This window comes from Duganella sp. BJB1802 (assembly GCF_013369445.1).
In the GTDB taxonomy this organism is placed as follows: domain Bacteria; phylum Pseudomonadota; class Gammaproteobacteria; order Burkholderiales; family Burkholderiaceae_D; genus Rugamonas; species Rugamonas vulcania_A.
Genome location: NZ_JABWEF010000002.1, coordinates 136,288 through 154,241, shown reverse-complemented (window position 1 = coordinate 154,241; position 17,954 = coordinate 136,288). Strand labels below are relative to the sequence as shown.

The following is a 17,954-nucleotide window of genomic DNA, read 5'->3' as shown; positions in this document are numbered from 1 at the left end:
CTAAACTCCAGAAAAGTAAATGTCAGGGCAGGCCGTTGCAGCCATGGATGCGAAAACCTTCACGTTCGTTCAAGCGGGCAAACCAGGTATCGACGGAGGCCAGCGCGGGGCGCGCCATCGGCATCGAGCGCCAGCGGTTGGCCGACAGCCCGAGCACGATATCGGCCAGGGTCAAGGCGCCGCCGCAGACGTACGGGCCGCCGGCGGCCAGATGCGTGTCCAGCAGGCCCATCAGCCGGTTCCATTCGGACACGCTGGCGGCCAGCGCCGCCGCATCGCCATGTGCAGGGCTCTGCCGTATCATGGCCATGAAGGCATAGCGCCAGGCGCTGTTCAATTCGGTGGCTTGCCAGTCCATCCATTTCTCCACCTGCGCGCGCGCCATCGGCTCGGCCGGCAACAGATCGGTGCGGCCGTGCTTGCCGGCCAGGTAGCGGCAGATGGTGTTCGATTCCCACAGGCTGTGCCCGTCGTCGATGATGACCGGCACCATGCCGTTCGGATTCATGCGCAGGAATTCCGGCGTGGTGGTGGGCGGGAAGCCGCTGCCGTATTGCTCCAGGCGGTAATCGAGGCCGATTTCCGCGCACGTCCACAGCACTTTGCGGACGTTGATGGAGGAGGATTTTCCGAGAATGGTGAGCATGGATGTCAGTATGCCACGCCCCGCCGGAGCACGTCGGACAGCGCCGGATTTCGCCGCACACTGTTGCCGCCCAGTAATTTTCGATACAATGCGCGCGCATGTGTTTAAATGACGCGGTGCAAAAGACAACGATAGGGCTTTTTAGATGATGATGTGGTGGCATGGTTTGAGTGTGGCGGGGAGCTTGGCGGTGACCGGGCCGATCGGCGTGGCGATTGCGGTGTGGCTGCTTGCCGGCAAATCCTGGCGCCTGACGGCGGCCTGGTGCGTCCTGTTCGGCGTCGGCATGGCCCTGGTCGTCGCCACCAAGATGGCTTTCGTTGGTTGGGGCATCGGCGTCGAATCGGTGGAATTCGCCGGCTTCAGCGGTCACGCGATGCGCGCCGCCGCCGTGTTCCCGGTGGCGTTCTTCCTGGTGTTCCGCTCGGCGCCGCCGCCGTTGCGAGTGTTGGGCACCTTGCTGGGCGTGCTGCTGGCCGTGTTGATCTCCATTTCCCGCGTTTATGTGCAAGCCCATTCAGTGTCCGAGTCGGTGACCGGCAGCCTGCTTGGCCTGGTGGTGGCGGCCATTTTCATCTGGTACGCCAGCACCGAACACCACATGGCGCTGGGCCGGCTGCTGATGGTGTTGTGTCTTCCCATCATGCTGATCGCGCCGCGCGTGGAGCCGATTCCGGCCGAAACCTGGATCACCGAGGCGGCGCTGTGGTTGTCGGGCCACGACAAACCGTACACGCGTGCCATTTGGCGTGAGCCCCAATCCCCGCTACGATAGGTGAACTCGCCCTCCATGACGCGTTTTCGGCCTGATTTGATGCGCAAAATGGTATTATTGTGAACTTTTCCAGCCCTCTGCCCAGATAACAACGTGCGTCTATCTTCCATCAAATTGTCGGGATTTAAGTCTTTCGTTGATCCCACCAATTTCCAGGTGCCGGGTCAGTTGGTTGGCGTGGTGGGTCCCAACGGTTGCGGCAAGTCGAATATCATCGATGCCGTGCGCTGGGTGCTGGGCGAATCCAAGGCTTCCGAGCTGCGCGGCGAGTCCATGCAGGACGTTATCTTCAACGGCTCGACGCACCGCAAGCCGGCCGGGCGCGCCTCGGTCGAGCTGGTGTTCGACAACAACGAAGGCAAGGCCTCCGGCCAGTGGGGCCAGTACGTCGAAATCGCCGTCAAGCGCACGCTCACGCGCGACGGCACCTCGACCTACTACATCAACGGCCAGCCGGTGCGCCGGCGCGACATCCAGGACATCTTCCTCGGCACCGGCCTCGGTCCGCGCGCCTACGCGATCATCGGCCAGGGCATGATCAGCCGCATCATCGAATCGCGGCCGGAAGAACTGCGCGTGTTCCTGGAGGAGGCGGCCGGCGTCTCGAAGTACAAGGAGCGCCGCCGCGAAACCGAGAACCGCCTGCACGACACCCGCGAGAACCTGCTGCGGGTGGAGGACATCCTGCGCGAACTGAATTCGAACCTGGAAAAGCTCGAAGGCCAGGCCGCCGTCGCCACCAAGTTCCATCAGCTGCAATCGGACCAGGAGGAAAAGCAAAAGCTGCTTTGGCTGCTGCGCAAGATCGAGGCCGAGAACGAGCAGAAAAAGTACTTCCGCGAGATGGAGCAGGCGCAGAACGACCTGGAAGAGCAGACCGCCAAGCTGCGCAACGTCGAGCTGTCGCTGGAGCAGATGCGCCAGGCGCACTTCGCCGCCGGCGACCGCCTGCACACGGCGCAGGGCAGCCTGTATCAGACCAACGCCGAAATCGGCAGCCTGGAAGCGCAGATCAAGTTCGTCATCGAATCGCGCAGCCGCCTGCAGGCGCAGCTGGCCGCGTTGACCGCGCAGCGCGACCAGTGGCAGCAGCAGGCCAGCGAATACGGCGGCCAGATCGAGGAAGCCGAGTTCACGCTGGAAGAGCTGTCGGCCAAGGTCGAACAATCGCAGATGATGGCCGAGCAAAAGGCCGAGTCGCTGCCGATGCTGGAGCAGGTGTGGCGCGAGGCGCAGACCAAGAGCACCGAATCGCGCGCCCGCATCATGCAGGCGCAGCAGCAGTTGGAGCTGGAGTCGGCGCACCAGCGCAACGCCAACAACATCCTCAACGGCCTGGCCGTGCGGCGCGAGCGCCTGCAGCAGGAAAAGAGCGGCCTCAATCTGCCGGACAGCGCGCACCTGAGCAACCTGCGCATGCAGCTGGAAGAAAAGCAGCAAGCGCTTGAAGAGCAAGGCTTCCTGCTCGAAGAGGCGCTGGAACAGCAGCCCAAGCTGGAAGAGGAACGCCAGGCCGCGCAGCAGCAGGTCAACACCGAGACCGCCGCCAACGCCCAGCTGGAAGCGCGCCTGAACGCGCTGCGCCAGTTACAGGAACGCGTGCAGACGCAGGGCAAGGTCACGCCTTGGCTGCAGAAGCACGAGCTGGATACACTGCCGCGCCTGTGGCAAAAGCTGAACATCGAATCCGGCTGGGAGACCGCGCTGGAATCCGTGCTGCGCGAGCGCACCTCGGCGCTGCAGATGTCGAACATTGAATGGGCCAAGGCCTTCTTCGGCGACGCGCCGCCGGCCAAGCTGGCGCTGTTCGCGCCGTCGACCGCCGTGCCGCCTGCGCCGGTGGAAGTGCCCGGCCTGAAGCCGTTCCTCAACCTGCTCAAGCTGAACGACCCGGGCCTGCGCGGCCTGCTGCAGGACTGGCTGCACAACGTCTACATCGCCGAGGACACGGCCGAAGCCTTCGCCGAACGCGCCAAGCTGCCGGCCGGCGGTTGCTTCGTCACGCGCCAGGGCCACGCCGTCACACAGGGCAGCGTGCGTTTCTACGCCGCCGATTCGGAGCAGGACGGCATGCTGGGCCGCCAGCAGGAAATCGACAACATCACCAAGCAGCTGCGCGCGCAGCAGATGCTGGCCGATGAAGCGCGCGCCCGCTCGGTGCGTGCCGATGCCGCGGTCTCCGAGCTCACGCGCCGGCTGACCGAGTACCGCGCGAAGCTGCAAAGCCTGCAGCAGTCGGTGCATACCTTGCAGCTGGACGTGGTCAAGTTGTCGGAGATCGAGGCGCGCTTCAACCAGCGCAGCAACCAGATCGAAACCGACCTGGCCGAAATCGCCGCGCAGGAAGAGGAACAAACCCAGGTCAAGATGGAGTCCGAGGAGAAGTTCGAGCAGCTCGATATGGAGCTCGGCAACCTGCAGGGCGACCACGAGGAAGGCCAGACCCTGTTCCTGGAAAAAGAGCAGCGCCTGGCCGACGCCCGCGAAGCCCTGCGCGACCTGGAACGCGCCGCGCAGGAAGCGCAGTTCGCGGAGAAGTCCCAGCGCAGCAAGATCGAGGAATTCCGCCGCTCCATCGCCACCGCGAACGCGCAGGTGGTGCAGGTCACGCAAAGCCTGGAGGCGGGCCAGAACGAACTGGCCAGCCTGGAATCCGGCCAGGCCAACGACGGCCTGCAGGAGCTGCTGGACCGCCGCACCAGCCAGGAGAAGGCGCTGTCCGACGCCCGCCATGAACTCGACCAGATCGCGCAGCAGCTGCGCATGTTCGAGGAAGGCCGCATGTCGACCGAGCGCGCGCTGCAGCCGCAGCGCGACAAGATCATGGAGATGCAGCTGAAGGAGCAGGCCGCGCGCCTGAACCAGGAGCAGTTCGCGGCGCAGCTGGCCGAGGTGCAGGCCGACGAGGCGGCGCTGGCCGAGAAGCTGCATCCCGACATGAAGGCCTCCTACCTGCAGGGCGAGGTCACGCGCCTGACCAACGCGATCTCGATGCTGGGCGCGGTCAACCTGGCGGCGCTGGACGAACTGGCGACGGCCTCCGAACGCAAGAACTTCCTCGACGCGCAGAACGCCGACTTGAACGAGGCGATCAACACGCTGGAAGACGCGATCGCGCGCATCGACAAGGAGACGCGCGATCTGCTGCAAGACACCTTCGACCGCGTCAACGGCCACTTCTCCGAACTGTTCCCGATCCTGTTCGGCGGCGGCCAGGCAAAGCTGATCATGACCGGCGACGAAATCCTCGACTCCGGCGTGCAGGTCATGGCCCAGCCGCCGGGCAAAAAGAACGCCACCATTCACCTGTTGTCCGGCGGTGAAAAAGCGCTGACCGCAACGGCGCTGGTGTTCTCGATGTTCCGGCTCAACCCGGCGCCGTTCTGCCTGCTCGACGAGGTCGACGCGCCGCTGGACGACGCCAATACCGAACGATTCTGCCGGATGGTCAAACGCATGTCTGACCACACCCAATTCCTCTTCATCTCGCACAACAAGATTGCGATGGAGATGGCCAATCAACTGATCGGTGTGACGATGCAAGAGCAGGGCGTATCGCGCATCGTGGCGGTGGATATGGAATCCGCCGCAAACTTCGCTTCCGAGGCACAAGCAGCATGACAGACCTTCAAATGAGTTTGATCGGGATCGCCGGCGTATTCGTCGCCGGCGTTTTCGGCTACAACAAGATCCAGGAATACAAAGCCAAGAAGAGCGTGGAACGCGCCTTCTCGACCGACCATGACGATGTGCTGATGCGCACCGGCGATGCGCCGCCGTCGTCCGGCGCGCGCCACGAGCCTAGCTTCTCGCTCGACAGCGCGGCGCCCGGCGTGGCCGGCGGTGAAGCCTCCGCCGCAGCGGCCGGCCGCGCCCCCCCGCCCCCGAATTCGAAAGCGATCCCGCCGATCCGACGGCGCCACCGGCCGCGCCGCACGCCGGCGGCGTGACCCGGCCGCCGAACAGGCCACCGCGCTGGTCGACCCGCTGATCGATTGCCTGCTGCCGCTGGCGCTGGAAGGCCCGGCGCGCGGCGACAAGCTGCTGCCGGTGCTGCAAACGCTGCGCATGGTCGGCAACAAGCCTGTGCACTACATCGGCCTGGCCGTCAGCGGCGAATGGGAGCCCATCGTCCACGGCGGCGTCTACACCAAGCTGCAGGGCGGCGTGCAGCTGGCCAGCCGCAGCACCGCGCTGAACGAACTGGAATACTCGGAGCTGGTCACCCGCCTGCGCGCGATGGCCGACGAAATCGGCGCCGAGCCGGAAATCCCGGACATGATCGAAGTGATGGCCGAAGCGCGCAACCTGCACCGCTTCGTCGCCGGCCACGACGCGCAGCTGGGCGTGAACCTTCAGACCAACGGCGCGCCGTGGGCCATCACCACGCTGCTGGGCGCATTGGAGAAGCAGGGCTTCGACGTGCGTCCCGACGGCCGCTACGTGATGCCGGATGGCGAAGGCGGCCACCTGTTCTCGCTGTCGACCAACGTCACGCTGGCCGAGGAAACCACGCCGCGTTTGACGCTGCTGCTGGACGTGCCTTGCGTGGCGCCGTCCCGCGACGGCTTCGGCGCCATGGTCGCCTGCGCCAAGTCGCTGGTGGGCCGCCTGGACGCAACCATCGTCGACGACTACAACCAGCCGTTGTCGGACGCCTCGCTGGCGGAGATCGCAGGCCAGGTTCAGGATTTCTACGCCGAGATGAACGACGCCGATATTCCGGCCGGTTCGATTCGCGCGTTGCGTTTGTTTAGCTAGCAGGAAGCGGTAATGACTGAAGTGGATTACAAGGCGCGCATCGAATCGTTGAGCGCAGAACTCAACAAGCACCTGCACGCCTATCACGTTGAAGACGCGCCCACCATCCCGGACGCGGAGTACGACAAGCTGTTCATCGAACTGCAAAAGCTGGAAGAAGCCCACCCGCAGTTCGCGCTGCCCGACTCGCCCACCAAGCGCGTGGGCGCGGCGCCGCTGCCGCAGTTCGACCAGGTCACGCACACGGTGCCGATGCTGTCGCTGAATAACGGCTTCACCGACGAGGATATCGAGAACTTCGACCGCCGCGTGCGCGAAGGCCTGGACGCGGCGGCCGCCGTCGAATACGCGGCCGAAGTCAAATACGACGGCCTGGCCATCAACCTGCGCTACGTCGACGGACTGCTGGTGCAAGCCGCCACGCGCGGCGACGGCTACACCGGCGAGGATGTCACCACCAATATCCGCACCATCCGCTCGATTCCGCTGCGCCTGAACACTCCGACGCCGCCGGCCGTCCTCGATGTGCGCGGCGAAGTGTTGATGTTCAAGAGCGATTTCGAAGCGATGAACGCCCGCCAGCGCGAGGCCGGCCTGAAGGAGTTCGTCAACCCGCGCAACGCGGCGGCGGGCAGCCTGCGCCAGCTCGATTCGCGCATCACCGCGTCGCGCAAGCTGAGTTTCTTCGCCTATGGCGTCGGCGCGCTGGAAGGCGCGGAGATGCCGCTGTCGCATTCCGCGCTGCTGGACTGGTATCGCGGCATGGGCCTGCCGGTGGCGAAAGAAGCGGACGTGGTGCGCGGCTACGACGGCCTGATGGCCTACTACAAACGGATCGGCGAAGCCCGCCCGACCATGCCATACGAAATCGACGGCGTGGTCTACAAGGCCAACCTGCTGCAGGACCAGCGCACACTGGGCTTCGTCTCGCGCGCGCCGCGTTTCGCGCTGGCGCACAAGTTCCCGGCCGAGGAAGCGCTGACCACCGTGCAGGCGATTGAAGTGCAGGTCGGCCGCACCGGCGCCATCACGCCGGTGGCGCGGCTGGCCTCCGTGTTCGTCGGCGGCGTCAACGTCACCAACGCCACGCTGCACAACGAGGATGAGGTACGCCGCAAGGACGTGCGCGTTGGCGACACCGTCATCGTCCGCCGCGCCGGCGACGTCATCCCCGAGGTGCTGTCCGTGGTGCTGGAGCGCCGGCCGTCGCCGGAGCCGGAGGCCTACGTGCTGCCGAAGACCTGCCCGGTGTGCGGCTCGCACGTCGTGCGCGAAGAGGGCGAAGCGATCGCGCGCTGCTCCGGCGGCTTGTTCTGCTCCGCCCAGCGCAAGGAGGCGATCCGCCACTTCGCCGGCCGCCGCATGATGGACATCGAAGGCCTGGGCGACCGCTACATCGACAACCTGGTTGAACATGGCCTGGTGCAGCGGGTCGCCGACCTGTATGCGTTGAAGCTTGAAGACCTGCTCGAGATGAAGCGCCTCGCCGACGAGCGCGAAGGCACCACGCCGGAGACTGTCGCACAGGGCAAGATCGCCACCAAGTGGGCGGACAATCTGCTGGAAGCCATCGCCGCCAGCAAGAACCCGCCGTTGGAGCGCATGCTGTTCGCGCTCGGCATCCGCCATGTGGGCGAGTCGACCGCCAAGACACTGGCCGAATGGCTGGGCCGCTTCGACCTGGTGCGCCGCGTGCCGGCCGCGCTGCTGCGCGTGCTGCCCGATATCGGCGGCATCGTCGCCGAATCGATCGCCGACTTCTTCGCCGAACCGAAGAACCAGGAAGCCATCGATGCCTTGCTGGCCGCCGGCGTCGCGCCGACCGGCGAGCATGCGCCCAGCGCCAAGCTGCGCGAAAAGCTCGACCCCGTCAAGCTGCTGGCCGCGATGGGCATTCCGAAGTTGACCGAACCGCGCAGCAAGCAGCTGGTCGAACAGGAGATAACGCTGGAAGTGTTGGCGCACCTGCAGGTGTTCACGGTGTTCGGCCTGCCGGCTGGCGTGGCCGAAGCGCTGGAAGCGTGGATGGCCGAACCAGGCCACCGCGACCAACTGCTGGCGCTGGACCAACTGCGCAAGGATCTGCTGGCGCAGCTGCCCGAGCAGGCGGCAGAAGGCCCGCTGACCGGCAAGACCTTTGTATTGACGGGCACTCTGCCGAATCTGAGCCGCGACCAGGCTGGCGCCATGATCGAGGCGCAGGGCGGCAAGGTATCCGGTTCGGTATCCAAGAAAACGCACTACCTGGTAGCAGGGGCCGACGCCGGCAGCAAGCTGGCCAAGGCCCAGGAACTTGAAGTCACTATACTGGACGAAGCAGGCCTGCTGGCACTGCTGGAAGCCGGATAAAAACAGATCGATATCATGTCCAAAATCAGAAAAGCAGTATTCCCGGTCGCCGGTCTTGGCAGCCGTTTTCTTCCCGCGACCAAGGCGCAGCCGAAGGAGATGCTGCCCATCGTCGACAAGCCGCTGATCCAGTACGCGGTGGAGGAGGCGGTCGCCGCCGGCATCACGGAAATGGTGTTCATCACCGGCCGCAATAAGCGCGCCATCGAGGACCACTTCGACAAGGCCTACGAACTGGAAGCGGAACTGGAAGCGGCCAACAAGCAAGCCTTGCTGGAGCTGGTGCAAAACGTCATTCCGAAAAACGTCAACTGCATCTACATCCGCCAGTCGGAGCCGCTGGGCTTGGGCCACGCGGTGCTGTGCGCGCGCCCCGTCATCGGCGATGAGCCGTTCGCCGTGCTGTTGGCGGACGACTTCATGGACACCGCCGACGGCGTCAAGCCGGTGCTGGCGCAGATGACCGACCTGTATGCCTATGAACGCTGCAGCATCCTGGCGGTGCAGGAAGTGGCGCGTGAAGCCACGCGCCAGTACGGCATCGTCAGCGCCTCGGCCTACCAGCCCAAGCTGGAGCTGGTAACGGCATCGTCGAGAAGCCGTCGCCGGACGTGGCGCCGTCCACGCTGGCGGTGGTGGGCCGCTATGTGCTGTCGGGCCGTATCTTCCAGTACCTGGAGAACCTCGGCACCGGCACCGGCGGCGAGATCCAGCTGACCGACGGCATCGCCGCGCTGATGAAGGACGAACGCGTGCTGGCCTACCGCTACGACGGCCAGCGCTACGACTGCGGCTCCAAGCTGGGCTACCTGAAGGCGATGACCGCCATGGGCCTCAAGCACCCGGAGACCGGCGCCGAATACTGCAAGTTCCTGCGCGAGATGCAGTGCGAGATCAACGGAGGCGGCAAATGACGGTGCGCGAAATCCTGAAGATGGGCGACCCGCGCCTGCTGCGCGTGGCCGAACCGGTGACCGAGTTCGATACCCCGGCCATGCGCGAGCTGATCGCCGACATGTTCGACACCATGCACGCGGCCAATGGCGCCGGCCTGGCGGCGCCGCAGATCGGCGTCAACCTGCAGCTGGTGATCTTCGGCTTCAAGCAGAACGCCCGCTATCCCGATGCGCCGCAGGTGCCGGAAACGGTATTGATCAATCCCGTCCTCACGCCGCTGTCGGACGAAAAGGAAGAGGGCTTCGAAGGCTGCCTGTCGGTGCCTGGCCTGCGCGGCAGCGTGCCGCGCTTCACCCAGCTGCGCTACGAGGGCGTGGACCAGTTCCAGCAGCCGATCAGCCGCGACGTCGACGGCTTCCACGCGCGCGTGGTGCAGCATGAAGTCGACCACCTGCTCGGCGTGCTGTACCCGATGCGTATCGCCGACTTCTCCAAATTCGGCTACACCGAGGTGATGTTCCCCGGCCTCGATCCCAACGACGACGACTAAGGCAGGTCTATCATGAGTGAAGGTCCGGTGCGCCAACCGGCGCAAAAGGTTATCCGTCCACGGGTGGGCAACGACCGCGGTGTGTTCAGGATGGGGACTTCGCAGATCAAGCGCGTGGGCCTCGGGCCCAGGTACTGGGGCGACATCTACCACTGGATGCTGACCCTGAGCTGGCCGCGTTTCTTCCTGCTGGTCGGTGTGCTGTACATGGTCACCAACGTGGGCTTCGCGCTGGCGTTCTACCTGGTGCCAGGCTCGGTCTCCAATGCGCGGCCCGGCTCCTTCCTCGACACCTTCTTCTTCTCGATCGAGACGCTGGCCACGGTCGGTTACGGCTACATGAACCCCGGCTCCACCTACGGCCACGTTGTCGCCTCGACCGAAATCCTGCTCGGCATGGTGGAGGTGGCGACGGTAACGGGCCTGCTGTTCGCGCGCTTCTCGCGGCCCACGTCGCGCATCATGTTCTCCGACGTCGCCGTGATCACGCCATTCAACGGCGTGCCGACGCTGATGCTCAGGTCCGGCAACGAACGCGGCAACCTGATACTGGAAGCCTCGGTGCGCGCCACGCTGATCCGCCGCGAGATGACGCTGGAAGGACAGATCTTCACCCGGTTCTACGACCTGCAGCTGGAGCGCGAGCGTTCCGGCGTGTTCGCGCTGACCTGGACCATCCTGCACAAGATCGACGAATCGAGCCCGTTCTGGGGCAAGACCAAGGAAGACCTGCAGAAGGAGGGCGCCACGCTGTCGGTGGCCGTCTCCGGCACCGACGATACGCTCAACGATTTCGTCCACGCCCGCCAGACCTACTCGGCCGAGCATATCTTCTTCAACCACCACTTCGCCGACATCATGTCGGATAAGCAGGACGGCAACGTGCGGATACTGGACTACAGCAAATTCCACGACATCTACCCGGACGGATCGACCGGCGGCAGCATGCCCGGCGCGGCGCTGGCGCACCCCGGCTAACCGGCGCCCAGCAGGTCGCGCGCGTTCAGCAGCGCGTAGACGATATCGGGATGTTTGTTCAGGCAGCGGCGCACCGCCGCCGGCACCTGCTCGCGGGTGCGGCGGCACAGGCCCGGCTGCTCCGCCAGGCGGATCTGCAGGCCCATCACGGTGCGTACGCCATTCGCGCTGGGCGTGATCGTCAGGCGGATGCCCAGCTGTTCCTGCATGCGTTGTTCGATGCGGCCCAGTTCTTCGTAGCTGGCGATGCTCTCGATGCGGGCGATCAGCACCTTCTCCTGTTCGCGGGTGAGGCGCAGGATGCGGATGTCGGTATCGTCGGGCGCCTTGTCCCATTGTTCCAGCAGCTCGTCGCGCCGGCATTCGCAGGCGCCCGGCGGGCATTCTTTTCGAATCTGGAAGGGCAATGCTTCAGGCATGGCGAAACGGCTCGGCGACAACACGCGGGAGCTAAATTCTACTCCGAACCCCCACGTCGTGCGGCATCAAATTATTATTGTATATATAATATTTTTTTAAATTCAAACAGACGCCTCATGAAAAACACGTACTCGATGCTGCCGCTGTTCGCCGCGCTGTGGGTGACGCTGCCCGCCGTCGCTGGCCCGGAAACGCTGGAGCGCTGCCCGCCGACGGTCAAGCCATGGCTGCCCCCTGGCGCCAGCCAGAACGCCTGTTCGCAATATGCGTCCAATGGCGGCGTCGGCGCCATCAATTACGGTGGCTCGTACAAGATGGCGGCGTTCAGCAAGGACGGTAAGCTGGCCGGTCTTCGCAATCCCGATCTGGGCCGCGAAGATCCGACGCCCAAAGACACCTACGATCCCGCCGCATGGGAGCAGTCCGGCAGCAGTGGCCCGGTTGGCGAGTTGTGGTGGGGCCGGCGCGACAATATGCATTTGTTTGTCGGCCAGGAGTCGAAGGTGCGCCTGAATATGGAGGCCGGCCGCGGGCCTGTGCCTGGCCCGGCGGAACGGCAGGCGCGTATGCTGGCGATAGTGGCGCAGGCCCAGGCGATGGCGGCCAACAAGCCGATTCCGCAATCGGCCTATGACAATCTGCTATTCATACACCGCAGCATGGAGTACCGCCAGATCGGCGGTACCGACGCGACGTTCCGTGGCGGGTTGGGTGGCGACGGCTTTATCCCGCCCGGAAAAATATCGGACGCAAAACTCAAACTGGACAACCTGCCTGCCTACAAGGGCGTGCTCAGTTTCGAGATGAAGGTGGACGGGGTTCCGCGCCGCTTCAGTTTTCCCGTGATGCTGGATCAGCCCACCGACCATCTGATCGCCGCCGCCGTCAATGGCGACAGCTACACACGGTGCGAAAATCGCCCGAACCGCGGGAAGAATGAATCGACGGCCTGTCCGCTGAATAACGAGAACTTCCCGGAGCGCTACGATGCGGAGGGTGCGTTTTTCGGCGACCACGCTTCGCTGGCGGCGGTGAAGGTTTACATGACCGTCAATTCGCCGGCGCGCAATCGCCATGAGGATATCGCCACCGCCGTGATTGTCCTGCGCGCCGAGGCGTCACCGCCGGTCGCTGGCCGCTGAGGCCTGCAGGCGGTGCTGCAACAACGCCAGCACCGCCGCCTCTTCCGGTCGCAGCGTGTGCAGGCCATCCTGTAGCTGCTGCTTCGCGCGGCTGCGCGCCGCCTTCAACATCGTGCCGTCCAGGTAGCACTCGATCACGCTCGGATGCACATAGCACTTGCGGCAGATGGTGGGCGTATTGCCCAGCTTTTTCGCCACCGCTTCGATGGCCTGCACCACGTTCCGTTTGGCCTGGGCTTCGGAATCGAACTTTTCATATTCGCGCAGCGCCACCGCCGCCAGCACCGTGCCGGACCAGGTACGGAAGTCCTTGGCGGTGTAGTCCTCGCCGGCGATGGCCTGCAGGTACTCGTTCACGTCCGACGAACCGATGGCGTGAGGAAGGCCGTCGTCGCCGATGTACTGGAACAGCTCCTGGCCGGGCAGGTCGCGGATGCGGCGGATGATGCTGGCCAGCCGGCGGTCCTCGACCGCGACGGCATGATGCACGCCGCTCTTGCCCCGGAAGCGGAATTCAATCTTGCCGCCGTCCAGCCGCACATGGCGGTCGTGCAGCGTGGTCAGACCGAAGGATTTGTTCGTGCGCGCGTACTCCTCGTTCCCGATCCTCATCATGGTCGCCTCCAGCAGGTAGACGACGGTGGCCAGCACTTTCTCGCGCGGCAGGCCTGGCAGCTGGAGCGCGGCGCCGACCGCGCGGCGTATCGCCGGCAGGGCCTTGCCGAAGCCTAGGATGCGGTCGTACTTGGATTCGTCGCGGTGGCTGCGCCAGCGCGGGTGGTAGCGGTACTGCTTGCGGCCGCGCGCATCGCGCCCCGTGGCCTGCAGGTGGCCGCGTGGGTGAACGCAGATCCAGACGTCGGTCCAGGCGGGAGGAATCGCCAGCGATTTGATGCGGGCCAGCGTGTCGGCATCCTTGATGGTATTGCCGTCGGCGGCGACGTAATAAAAGTGCTTGCCGCGCTTGCGGCGGGCGATGCCGGGCTGATAGTCGTGCACATAACACAGGCCGGCCGACCTGGCGGCGGTGGGGGCGGACAGGGCGGCTTCGCCGGGCGCTGCGGGCGTATCGCGTTTCATCGCTATCCTTGGTGGGCAGATTATCGGAAATCGTACCCGGCAAGGATTGGCGATGTTGTGCGCTAACGCACGCTTTAGTCCATGCGCTTGAGACGCTGGCCGACGATGCTCCACTTGCAGGCTTCGCCGTCGACGGTGCCGGTCAGTACCCAGCCGGTGCCGATCTTCTCGACGCCGATCTCGCATTCCAGTTCCTTCGCCAGCTTTTCGGCCCAGCCGCGCGCCGCGCCCTGGCCCTTGAAGAGTTCATTGCCTTCGTAGATCACGGTAGCGTCGAAAACGGAGGCGGCAAAAATAGTCATGGTGGTACTCCCAAAAATGAAGCCGTTATTGTGCCACCAAATCCGGCCAGCCGGCGATTGCGGTGGGCGTGCTTTTATGTCAACATCGCGCGTACTTTCGCAACCAACCCGGGACACCATGCAAATCAAACCCCTAGCCATGCTGATGACGTTCGCGTTGGCCGCGCAGCTGGCCAATGCCGCCGATGTGCCGCGCTTCAAAGCCGCACCGCAGACATCGCCGTTGTCGGAACGGTTGTACAAGGCGCCCGCCATCGCCACGCCGTACAAGCCGGTATTGACGGTGGAGGAAAAAGTCGCCGGCCTGTCCTTGTTCTGGGCCGAGGCGCGCAGCAGCTTCGTTCATTTCGATCACGTGCCCGACTTGGCGTGGGACCAGGTCTACATGGAATACCTGACCAAGGTGATCGCCGCGCCGACCACGCGCGACTACTATCGGATCATGATGCAGCTGGCGCCTCTGCTGCAGGATGGCCACACCAATATTTATCCGCCCAGGGAGCTGGGTAACGAATTTTTTGCGCGCCCGCCCATGCGCACCGCGCTGGTCGAGGGCACGGTGCTGGTCGAGTGGGTGGGCAATCCGGCGCTGCAGGCGCGCCTGCATGTCGGCGAGGAGGTCGTCGCCATCGACGGCGAACCGGCGCTGGAATATGGGCGGCGGCATATCGAGCCTTTCGTCAGCGCGTCCACGCCGCAGGATCGGGAGATGCGCACGTACTCCTATCAACTGCTGACGGGCCCCGCCAGCAAGCCGGTCACGCTGCGCTTGCGCACTGCGGACGGCGCCGAGCGCGATGAAGTGGTGGACCGCTCCGGCAGCTATCAGGGCCCCCCGCGCTTTGTCTTCAAGACGCTGCCGGGCGATATCGCCTATATCTCCATCGACCATTTCGAAAGCGACGAAAGCGTGGCGATGTTCGAGATCGTCGTCCCCGAGATCCTGAAGGCCAAGGGACTGGTGATCGACGTGCGCCGCAACGGTGGAGGTTCCAGCGAATACGGCTTGCGGATCTTGTCCTGGCTTACCCGCCAGCCTATCGGCAGCGCCTACGCGTACCGGCGCGACGACGATGCCTACCGGCGCGCGCAAGGCACTTCCGCCATCCGCTGGACGCCGATGAGTTTAAATGGCGAGACGTACAAGGCGCAGCATAAGGATGTATTCAACGGCCCGGTCGCGGTGCTTACCAGCGCGCAAAGCTTCTCTGCGGCGGAAGACTTCGCGGTCTCCTTCAGGATGCTGAAGCGCGGGATCATCGTCGGCGAGCCCACCGGCGGCAGCACCGGCCAGCCTTTATTCCTCGACCTGCCGGGCGGTGGCAAGGCGCGCATCTGCATCAAGCGCGACGTTTTCCCGGACGGCACCGAGTTTGTCGGCAAGGGCGTAACGCCCGACGTCGAGGTACACCCCACCGTGGCCTCGCTGCGCTCCGGCGCCGATCCGGTGCTCGACCGCGCCGTCGCCGAACTGCGCAAACAGTAAGCCTTCCGGCGCCGCCCGCGCGGCGGCGCTTCCTCCTGTCCCTCCGATACCACTACGTCATTCGACGTATTCCTCACGGCTTGTCTGCTGGCTAACCTTGCAGCATCCAAAACCGAAAAGGGGAACAAGATGGGTGTGAAACGGGGAATGCTGCTGGCGGCGGCAGTGGCGGTGGCAGGTAATGCGTGCGCCGGCGCCACGATCAATTTTGGCGATGACAAGTCGGTCAGCGTCGGCTTCGGCATGCGCGAGAGCTACACCAGCGCCAAGAACGGCGCGCCCGACGGCACCGACCGCTCCAGCGATTTCAATCTGGATTCTGCCCGGCTGTTCTTCGGCGCTTCGCTCAACAAGAACATCAAGGGCATGCTGAACACCGAGTGGGACGGCGACAAGATCCGCATCCTGGACGCCGCCGGCCAGTTCGCCATTTCGCCTGAGCTCAACATCTGGGCGGGCCGCCTGCTGTCGCCGAGCGACCGCGCCAACATGGCAGGCCCATACTACTCGCTGGGCGGCGGCTACTGGGCTGGCGTGGCCTCGCGCTACGGCTACAACGGCGGCATCTTCCGTGGCCGCGACGATGGCGTGGTCGTGTGGGGCAATGCCGCCGAGGGCAAGCTGGGTTACTCCTTCGGCGCCTTCGAGGGCCATACCTTCGGCATCGGTTCGATGACGCAGTCGCAGGCCAAGGCGGCCGGTATCAAGGCCGACGATTCGCTGATGTACGCGGGCCGCCTGCAATACGACTTCTGGGACGCGGAGCCTGGCTACTACGGCACCGGCAACTACCTCGGCGCCGCCGACATCCTCTCCATCGGCGTGGCGGGACGCTACCAGAAGGACGGCATCCTCACCGTCGCCAAGAGCGGCAAGTACAGCTCCTACAACGTCGACTTCCTGATGGAGAAGCGGGTCAAGGGCTCCGGCGCCTTCGCGCTGGAAGCTGCCTGGTACGACTACAACACCGACGACATCATCAAGTCCGAACAGGGCAAGGCCTATTCGGCCGGCGCTTCCTGGATCTTCGATCAGAAGGCCGGCTGGGGCAAGTTCCAGCCCTTCGTGCGCTGGCAGAAGTTCGCCGCCGACACCGACATCGACACCAAACAGTACGACGCGGGCGTGAACTACATCATCGACGGCTACAACGCGCAGGTCAGCGCCGTGTATTCGAAGACCAAGATCACCAACGCCGCCGATACGGATAAGTTCTCTGTCACCTTGCAGCTGCAATTCTAATTCCACCACACGGAGCTATCTCATGCAAAATCGCCGCAATTTCATCGCCTCCCTGAGCCGCATCGCCGCAGCCACCGCCATGCTGGCCGCCGGGGCGCAAGCTTATGCCGCCGACACCATCAAGGTCGGCATCCTGCACTCGCTGTCCGGCACGATGGCCATTTCCGAAACGTCGCTGAAGGACGTGGCCTTGATGACCATCGACGAAATCAACGCCAAGGGCGGCGTGATGGGCAAGAAGCTGGAGGCGGTGGTGGTCGATCCGGCCTCCAACTGGCCGCTGTTCGCAGAAAAGGCGCGCGGCCTGATCGCGCAGGACAAGGTGTCCGTGGTATTCGGCTGCTGGACGTCGGTGTCGCGCAAGTCGGTGCTGCCGGTGTTCAAGGAGCTCAATAGCCTGCTGTTCTACCCGGTGCAGTACGAGGGCGAGGAGCTGGAGAAGAATGTGTTCTACACCGGCGCGGCGCCCAACCAGCAGGCCATACCCGCCGTGGAATACCTGATGAGCAAGGAGGGCGGCGGCGCCAAGCGCTTCGTGCTGCTGGGGACCGACTACGTTTATCCGCGCACCACCAACAAGATCCTGCGCGCCTACCTGAAGAGCAAGGGCGTGAAGGATAGCGACATCGACGAGGTGTACACGCCGTTCGGCCACTCGGATTACCAGACCATCGTCGCCAACATCAAGAAGTTCTCGGCCGGCGGCAAGACGGCGGTGATCTCCACCATCAACGGCGATTCCAATGTGCCGTTCTACAAAGAGCTGGGCAACGCCGGCCTGAAGGCGACCGACGTGCCGGTGGTCGCGTTCTCGGTGGGCGAGGAGGAGCTGCGCGGCGTGGACACCAAGCCGCTGCTGGGCCACCTGGCGGCGTGGAACTACTTCGAGTCGGTGAAGAATCCGGTGAATACGGAATTCATCAAGAAGTGGAAGGCCTACGCGGTCGCGAAGAAGCTGCCGAACGCGAACACGGTCGTGACCAACGATCCGATGGAAGCGACCTACGTCGGCATCCACATGTGGGCGCAGGCGGTGGAGAAGGCCAAGTCGACCGACACCGACAAGGTGATCGCGGCGATGGCCGGCCAGACCTTCAAGGCGCCATCTGGCTTTACGTTGACGATGGACCCGACCAACCACCACTTGCACAAGCCGGTGTTCATCGGCGAGATCCGCCCGGACGGCCAGTTCAGCGTCGTGTGGAAAACGCCTGGCCCGGTGCGCGCGAATCCCTGGAGCCCGTACATTCCGGGTAACGAGGGTAAGCAGAAGCTGTAAGCCGTGCGGCACGGCCCCGGTCGGTGCGACGGGGCCGGGCGCCAAAC

General features: G+C 64.5%; 13 protein-coding genes and 2 pseudogenes. 11 read left to right on the top strand and 4 right to left on the bottom strand.

The window, feature by feature from the left end; genetic code table 11:
• Nucleotides 1-22: 22 nt before the first annotated feature.
• A complete protein-coding gene (locus HUX88_RS03785; RefSeq protein WP_176360898.1) occupies nt 23-646 on the bottom strand; it encodes a glutathione S-transferase family protein in 624 nt (207 codons plus the stop codon).
• 190 nt (nt 647-836) lie between these two features.
• On the opposite strand from HUX88_RS03785, the gene HUX88_RS03780 reads away from it, so the two are divergent.
• The 7 genes and pseudogenes from HUX88_RS03780 to HUX88_RS03750 all read left to right on the top strand — a co-directional run bounded on the left by HUX88_RS03780 (nt 837) and on the right by HUX88_RS03750 (nt 10,956).
• On the top strand, nt 837-1,421 hold the full coding sequence (locus HUX88_RS03780; RefSeq protein WP_229213428.1) for a phosphatase PAP2 family protein: 585 nt from the start codon (nt 837-839) through the stop codon (nt 1,419-1,421).
• 93 nt (nt 1,422-1,514) lie between these two features.
• A complete protein-coding gene (gene smc, locus HUX88_RS03775) occupies nt 1,515-5,042 on the top strand; it encodes a chromosome segregation protein SMC (protein ID WP_176360897.1) in 3,528 nt (1,175 codons plus the stop codon).
• Nucleotides 5,039-6,182 (top strand): annotated as a pseudogene (locus HUX88_RS33235) (cell division protein ZipA C-terminal FtsZ-binding domain-containing protein). The gene smc and the pseudogene HUX88_RS33235 overlap by 4 nt, the downstream one beginning before the upstream one ends.
• 12 nt (nt 6,183-6,194) lie before the next feature.
• Nucleotides 6,195-8,531 (top strand): NAD-dependent DNA ligase LigA, encoded by a 2,337-nt coding sequence (gene ligA / locus HUX88_RS03765; RefSeq protein ID WP_176360896.1) that lies wholly within the window; start codon nt 6,195-6,197, stop codon nt 8,529-8,531.
• A gap of 15 nt (nt 8,532-8,546) precedes the next feature.
• Nucleotides 8,547-9,445 (top strand): annotated as a pseudogene (gene galU / locus HUX88_RS03760) (UTP--glucose-1-phosphate uridylyltransferase GalU).
• Entirely contained in the window at nt 9,442-9,978 is a 537-nt protein-coding gene (def, locus tag HUX88_RS03755) for a peptide deformylase (RefSeq protein ID WP_176360895.1), read from the top strand. Before galU ends, def begins: the two are co-directional and overlap by 4 nt.
• A 12-nt stretch (nt 9,979-9,990) precedes the next feature.
• Complete coding sequence (locus HUX88_RS03750) at nt 9,991-10,956, top strand: ion channel (protein WP_117011345.1); 966 nt, start codon at nt 9,991-9,993, stop codon at nt 10,954-10,956.
• On the opposite strand, the gene HUX88_RS03745 is transcribed toward HUX88_RS03750, so the two are convergent.
• Complete coding sequence (locus tag HUX88_RS03745) at nt 10,953-11,375, bottom strand: hypothetical protein (RefSeq protein WP_117011505.1); 423 nt, start codon at nt 11,373-11,375, stop codon at nt 10,953-10,955. The two genes, HUX88_RS03750 and HUX88_RS03745, sit on opposite strands and share 4 nt — an antisense overlap.
• A gap of 117 nt (nt 11,376-11,492) precedes the next feature.
• On the opposite strand from HUX88_RS03745, the gene HUX88_RS03740 reads away from it, so the two are divergent.
• A complete protein-coding gene (locus HUX88_RS03740) occupies nt 11,493-12,518 on the top strand; it encodes a hypothetical protein (RefSeq protein ID WP_176360894.1) in 1,026 nt (341 codons plus the stop codon).
• On the opposite strand, the gene HUX88_RS03735 is transcribed toward HUX88_RS03740, so the two are convergent.
• Together HUX88_RS03735 and HUX88_RS03730 are read right to left on the bottom strand one after the other, a co-directional pair.
• Nucleotides 12,495-13,598 carry a DNA topoisomerase IB gene (locus HUX88_RS03735; RefSeq protein ID WP_176360893.1) on the bottom strand — a complete coding sequence of 368 codons (1,104 nt, stop codon included), beginning with the start codon at nt 13,596-13,598 and terminating at the stop codon, nt 12,495-12,497. The two genes, HUX88_RS03740 and HUX88_RS03735, sit on opposite strands and share 24 nt — an antisense overlap.
• 74 nt (nt 13,599-13,672) lie before the next feature.
• The gene (locus HUX88_RS03730) at nt 13,673-13,900 is read right to left on the bottom strand and encodes a hypothetical protein (protein WP_161084789.1); all 228 of its coding nucleotides are present in this window, start codon (nt 13,898-13,900) and stop codon (nt 13,673-13,675) included.
• Between the two features lie 118 nt (nt 13,901-14,018).
• On the opposite strand from HUX88_RS03730, the gene HUX88_RS03725 reads away from it, so the two are divergent.
• The 3 genes from HUX88_RS03725 (at nt 14,019) to urtA (ending at nt 17,907) form a co-directional block, all read left to right on the top strand.
• A complete protein-coding gene (locus HUX88_RS03725) occupies nt 14,019-15,386 on the top strand; it encodes a S41 family peptidase (RefSeq protein ID WP_176360892.1) in 1,368 nt (455 codons plus the stop codon).
• 129 nt (nt 15,387-15,515) lie between these two features.
• On the top strand, nt 15,516-16,628 hold the full coding sequence (locus HUX88_RS03720; RefSeq protein WP_229213562.1) for a porin: 1,113 nt from the start codon (nt 15,516-15,518) through the stop codon (nt 16,626-16,628).
• A 79-nt stretch (nt 16,629-16,707) separates the two neighbouring features.
• Entirely contained in the window at nt 16,708-17,907 is a 1,200-nt protein-coding gene (gene urtA, locus HUX88_RS03715; RefSeq protein WP_229213436.1) for an urea ABC transporter substrate-binding protein, read from the top strand.
• Nucleotides 17,908-17,954 lie beyond the last annotated feature (47 nt).

What these genes read in the sequence shown, in the direction of transcription:
- HUX88_RS03785 (WP_176360898.1), bottom strand. Translation starts at nt 646, where the DNA reads ATGCTCACCATTCTCGGAAAATCCTCCTCCATCAACGTCCGCAAAGTG.
- ligA (WP_176360896.1), top strand. Translation starts at nt 6,195, where the DNA reads ATGACTGAAGTGGATTACAAGGCGCGCATCGAATCGTTGAGCGCAGAA.
- def (WP_176360895.1), top strand. Translation starts at nt 9,442, where the DNA reads ATGACGGTGCGCGAAATCCTGAAGATGGGCGACCCGCGCCTGCTGCGC.
- HUX88_RS03750 (WP_117011345.1), top strand. Translation starts at nt 9,991, where the DNA reads ATGAGTGAAGGTCCGGTGCGCCAACCGGCGCAAAAGGTTATCCGTCCA.
- HUX88_RS03745 (WP_117011505.1), bottom strand. Translation starts at nt 11,375, where the DNA reads ATGCCTGAAGCATTGCCCTTCCAGATTCGAAAAGAATGCCCGCCGGGC.
- HUX88_RS03740 (WP_176360894.1), top strand. Translation starts at nt 11,493, where the DNA reads ATGAAAAACACGTACTCGATGCTGCCGCTGTTCGCCGCGCTGTGGGTG.
- HUX88_RS03735 (WP_176360893.1), bottom strand. Translation starts at nt 13,598, where the DNA reads ATGAAACGCGATACGCCCGCAGCGCCCGGCGAAGCCGCCCTGTCCGCC.
- HUX88_RS03730 (WP_161084789.1), bottom strand. Translation starts at nt 13,900, where the DNA reads ATGACTATTTTTGCCGCCTCCGTTTTCGACGCTACCGTGATCTACGAA.
- HUX88_RS03725 (WP_176360892.1), top strand. Translation starts at nt 14,019, where the DNA reads ATGCAAATCAAACCCCTAGCCATGCTGATGACGTTCGCGTTGGCCGCG.
- HUX88_RS03720 (WP_229213562.1), top strand. Translation starts at nt 15,516, where the DNA reads ATGGGTGTGAAACGGGGAATGCTGCTGGCGGCGGCAGTGGCGGTGGCA.
- urtA (WP_229213436.1), top strand. Translation starts at nt 16,708, where the DNA reads ATGCTGGCCGCCGGGGCGCAAGCTTATGCCGCCGACACCATCAAGGTC.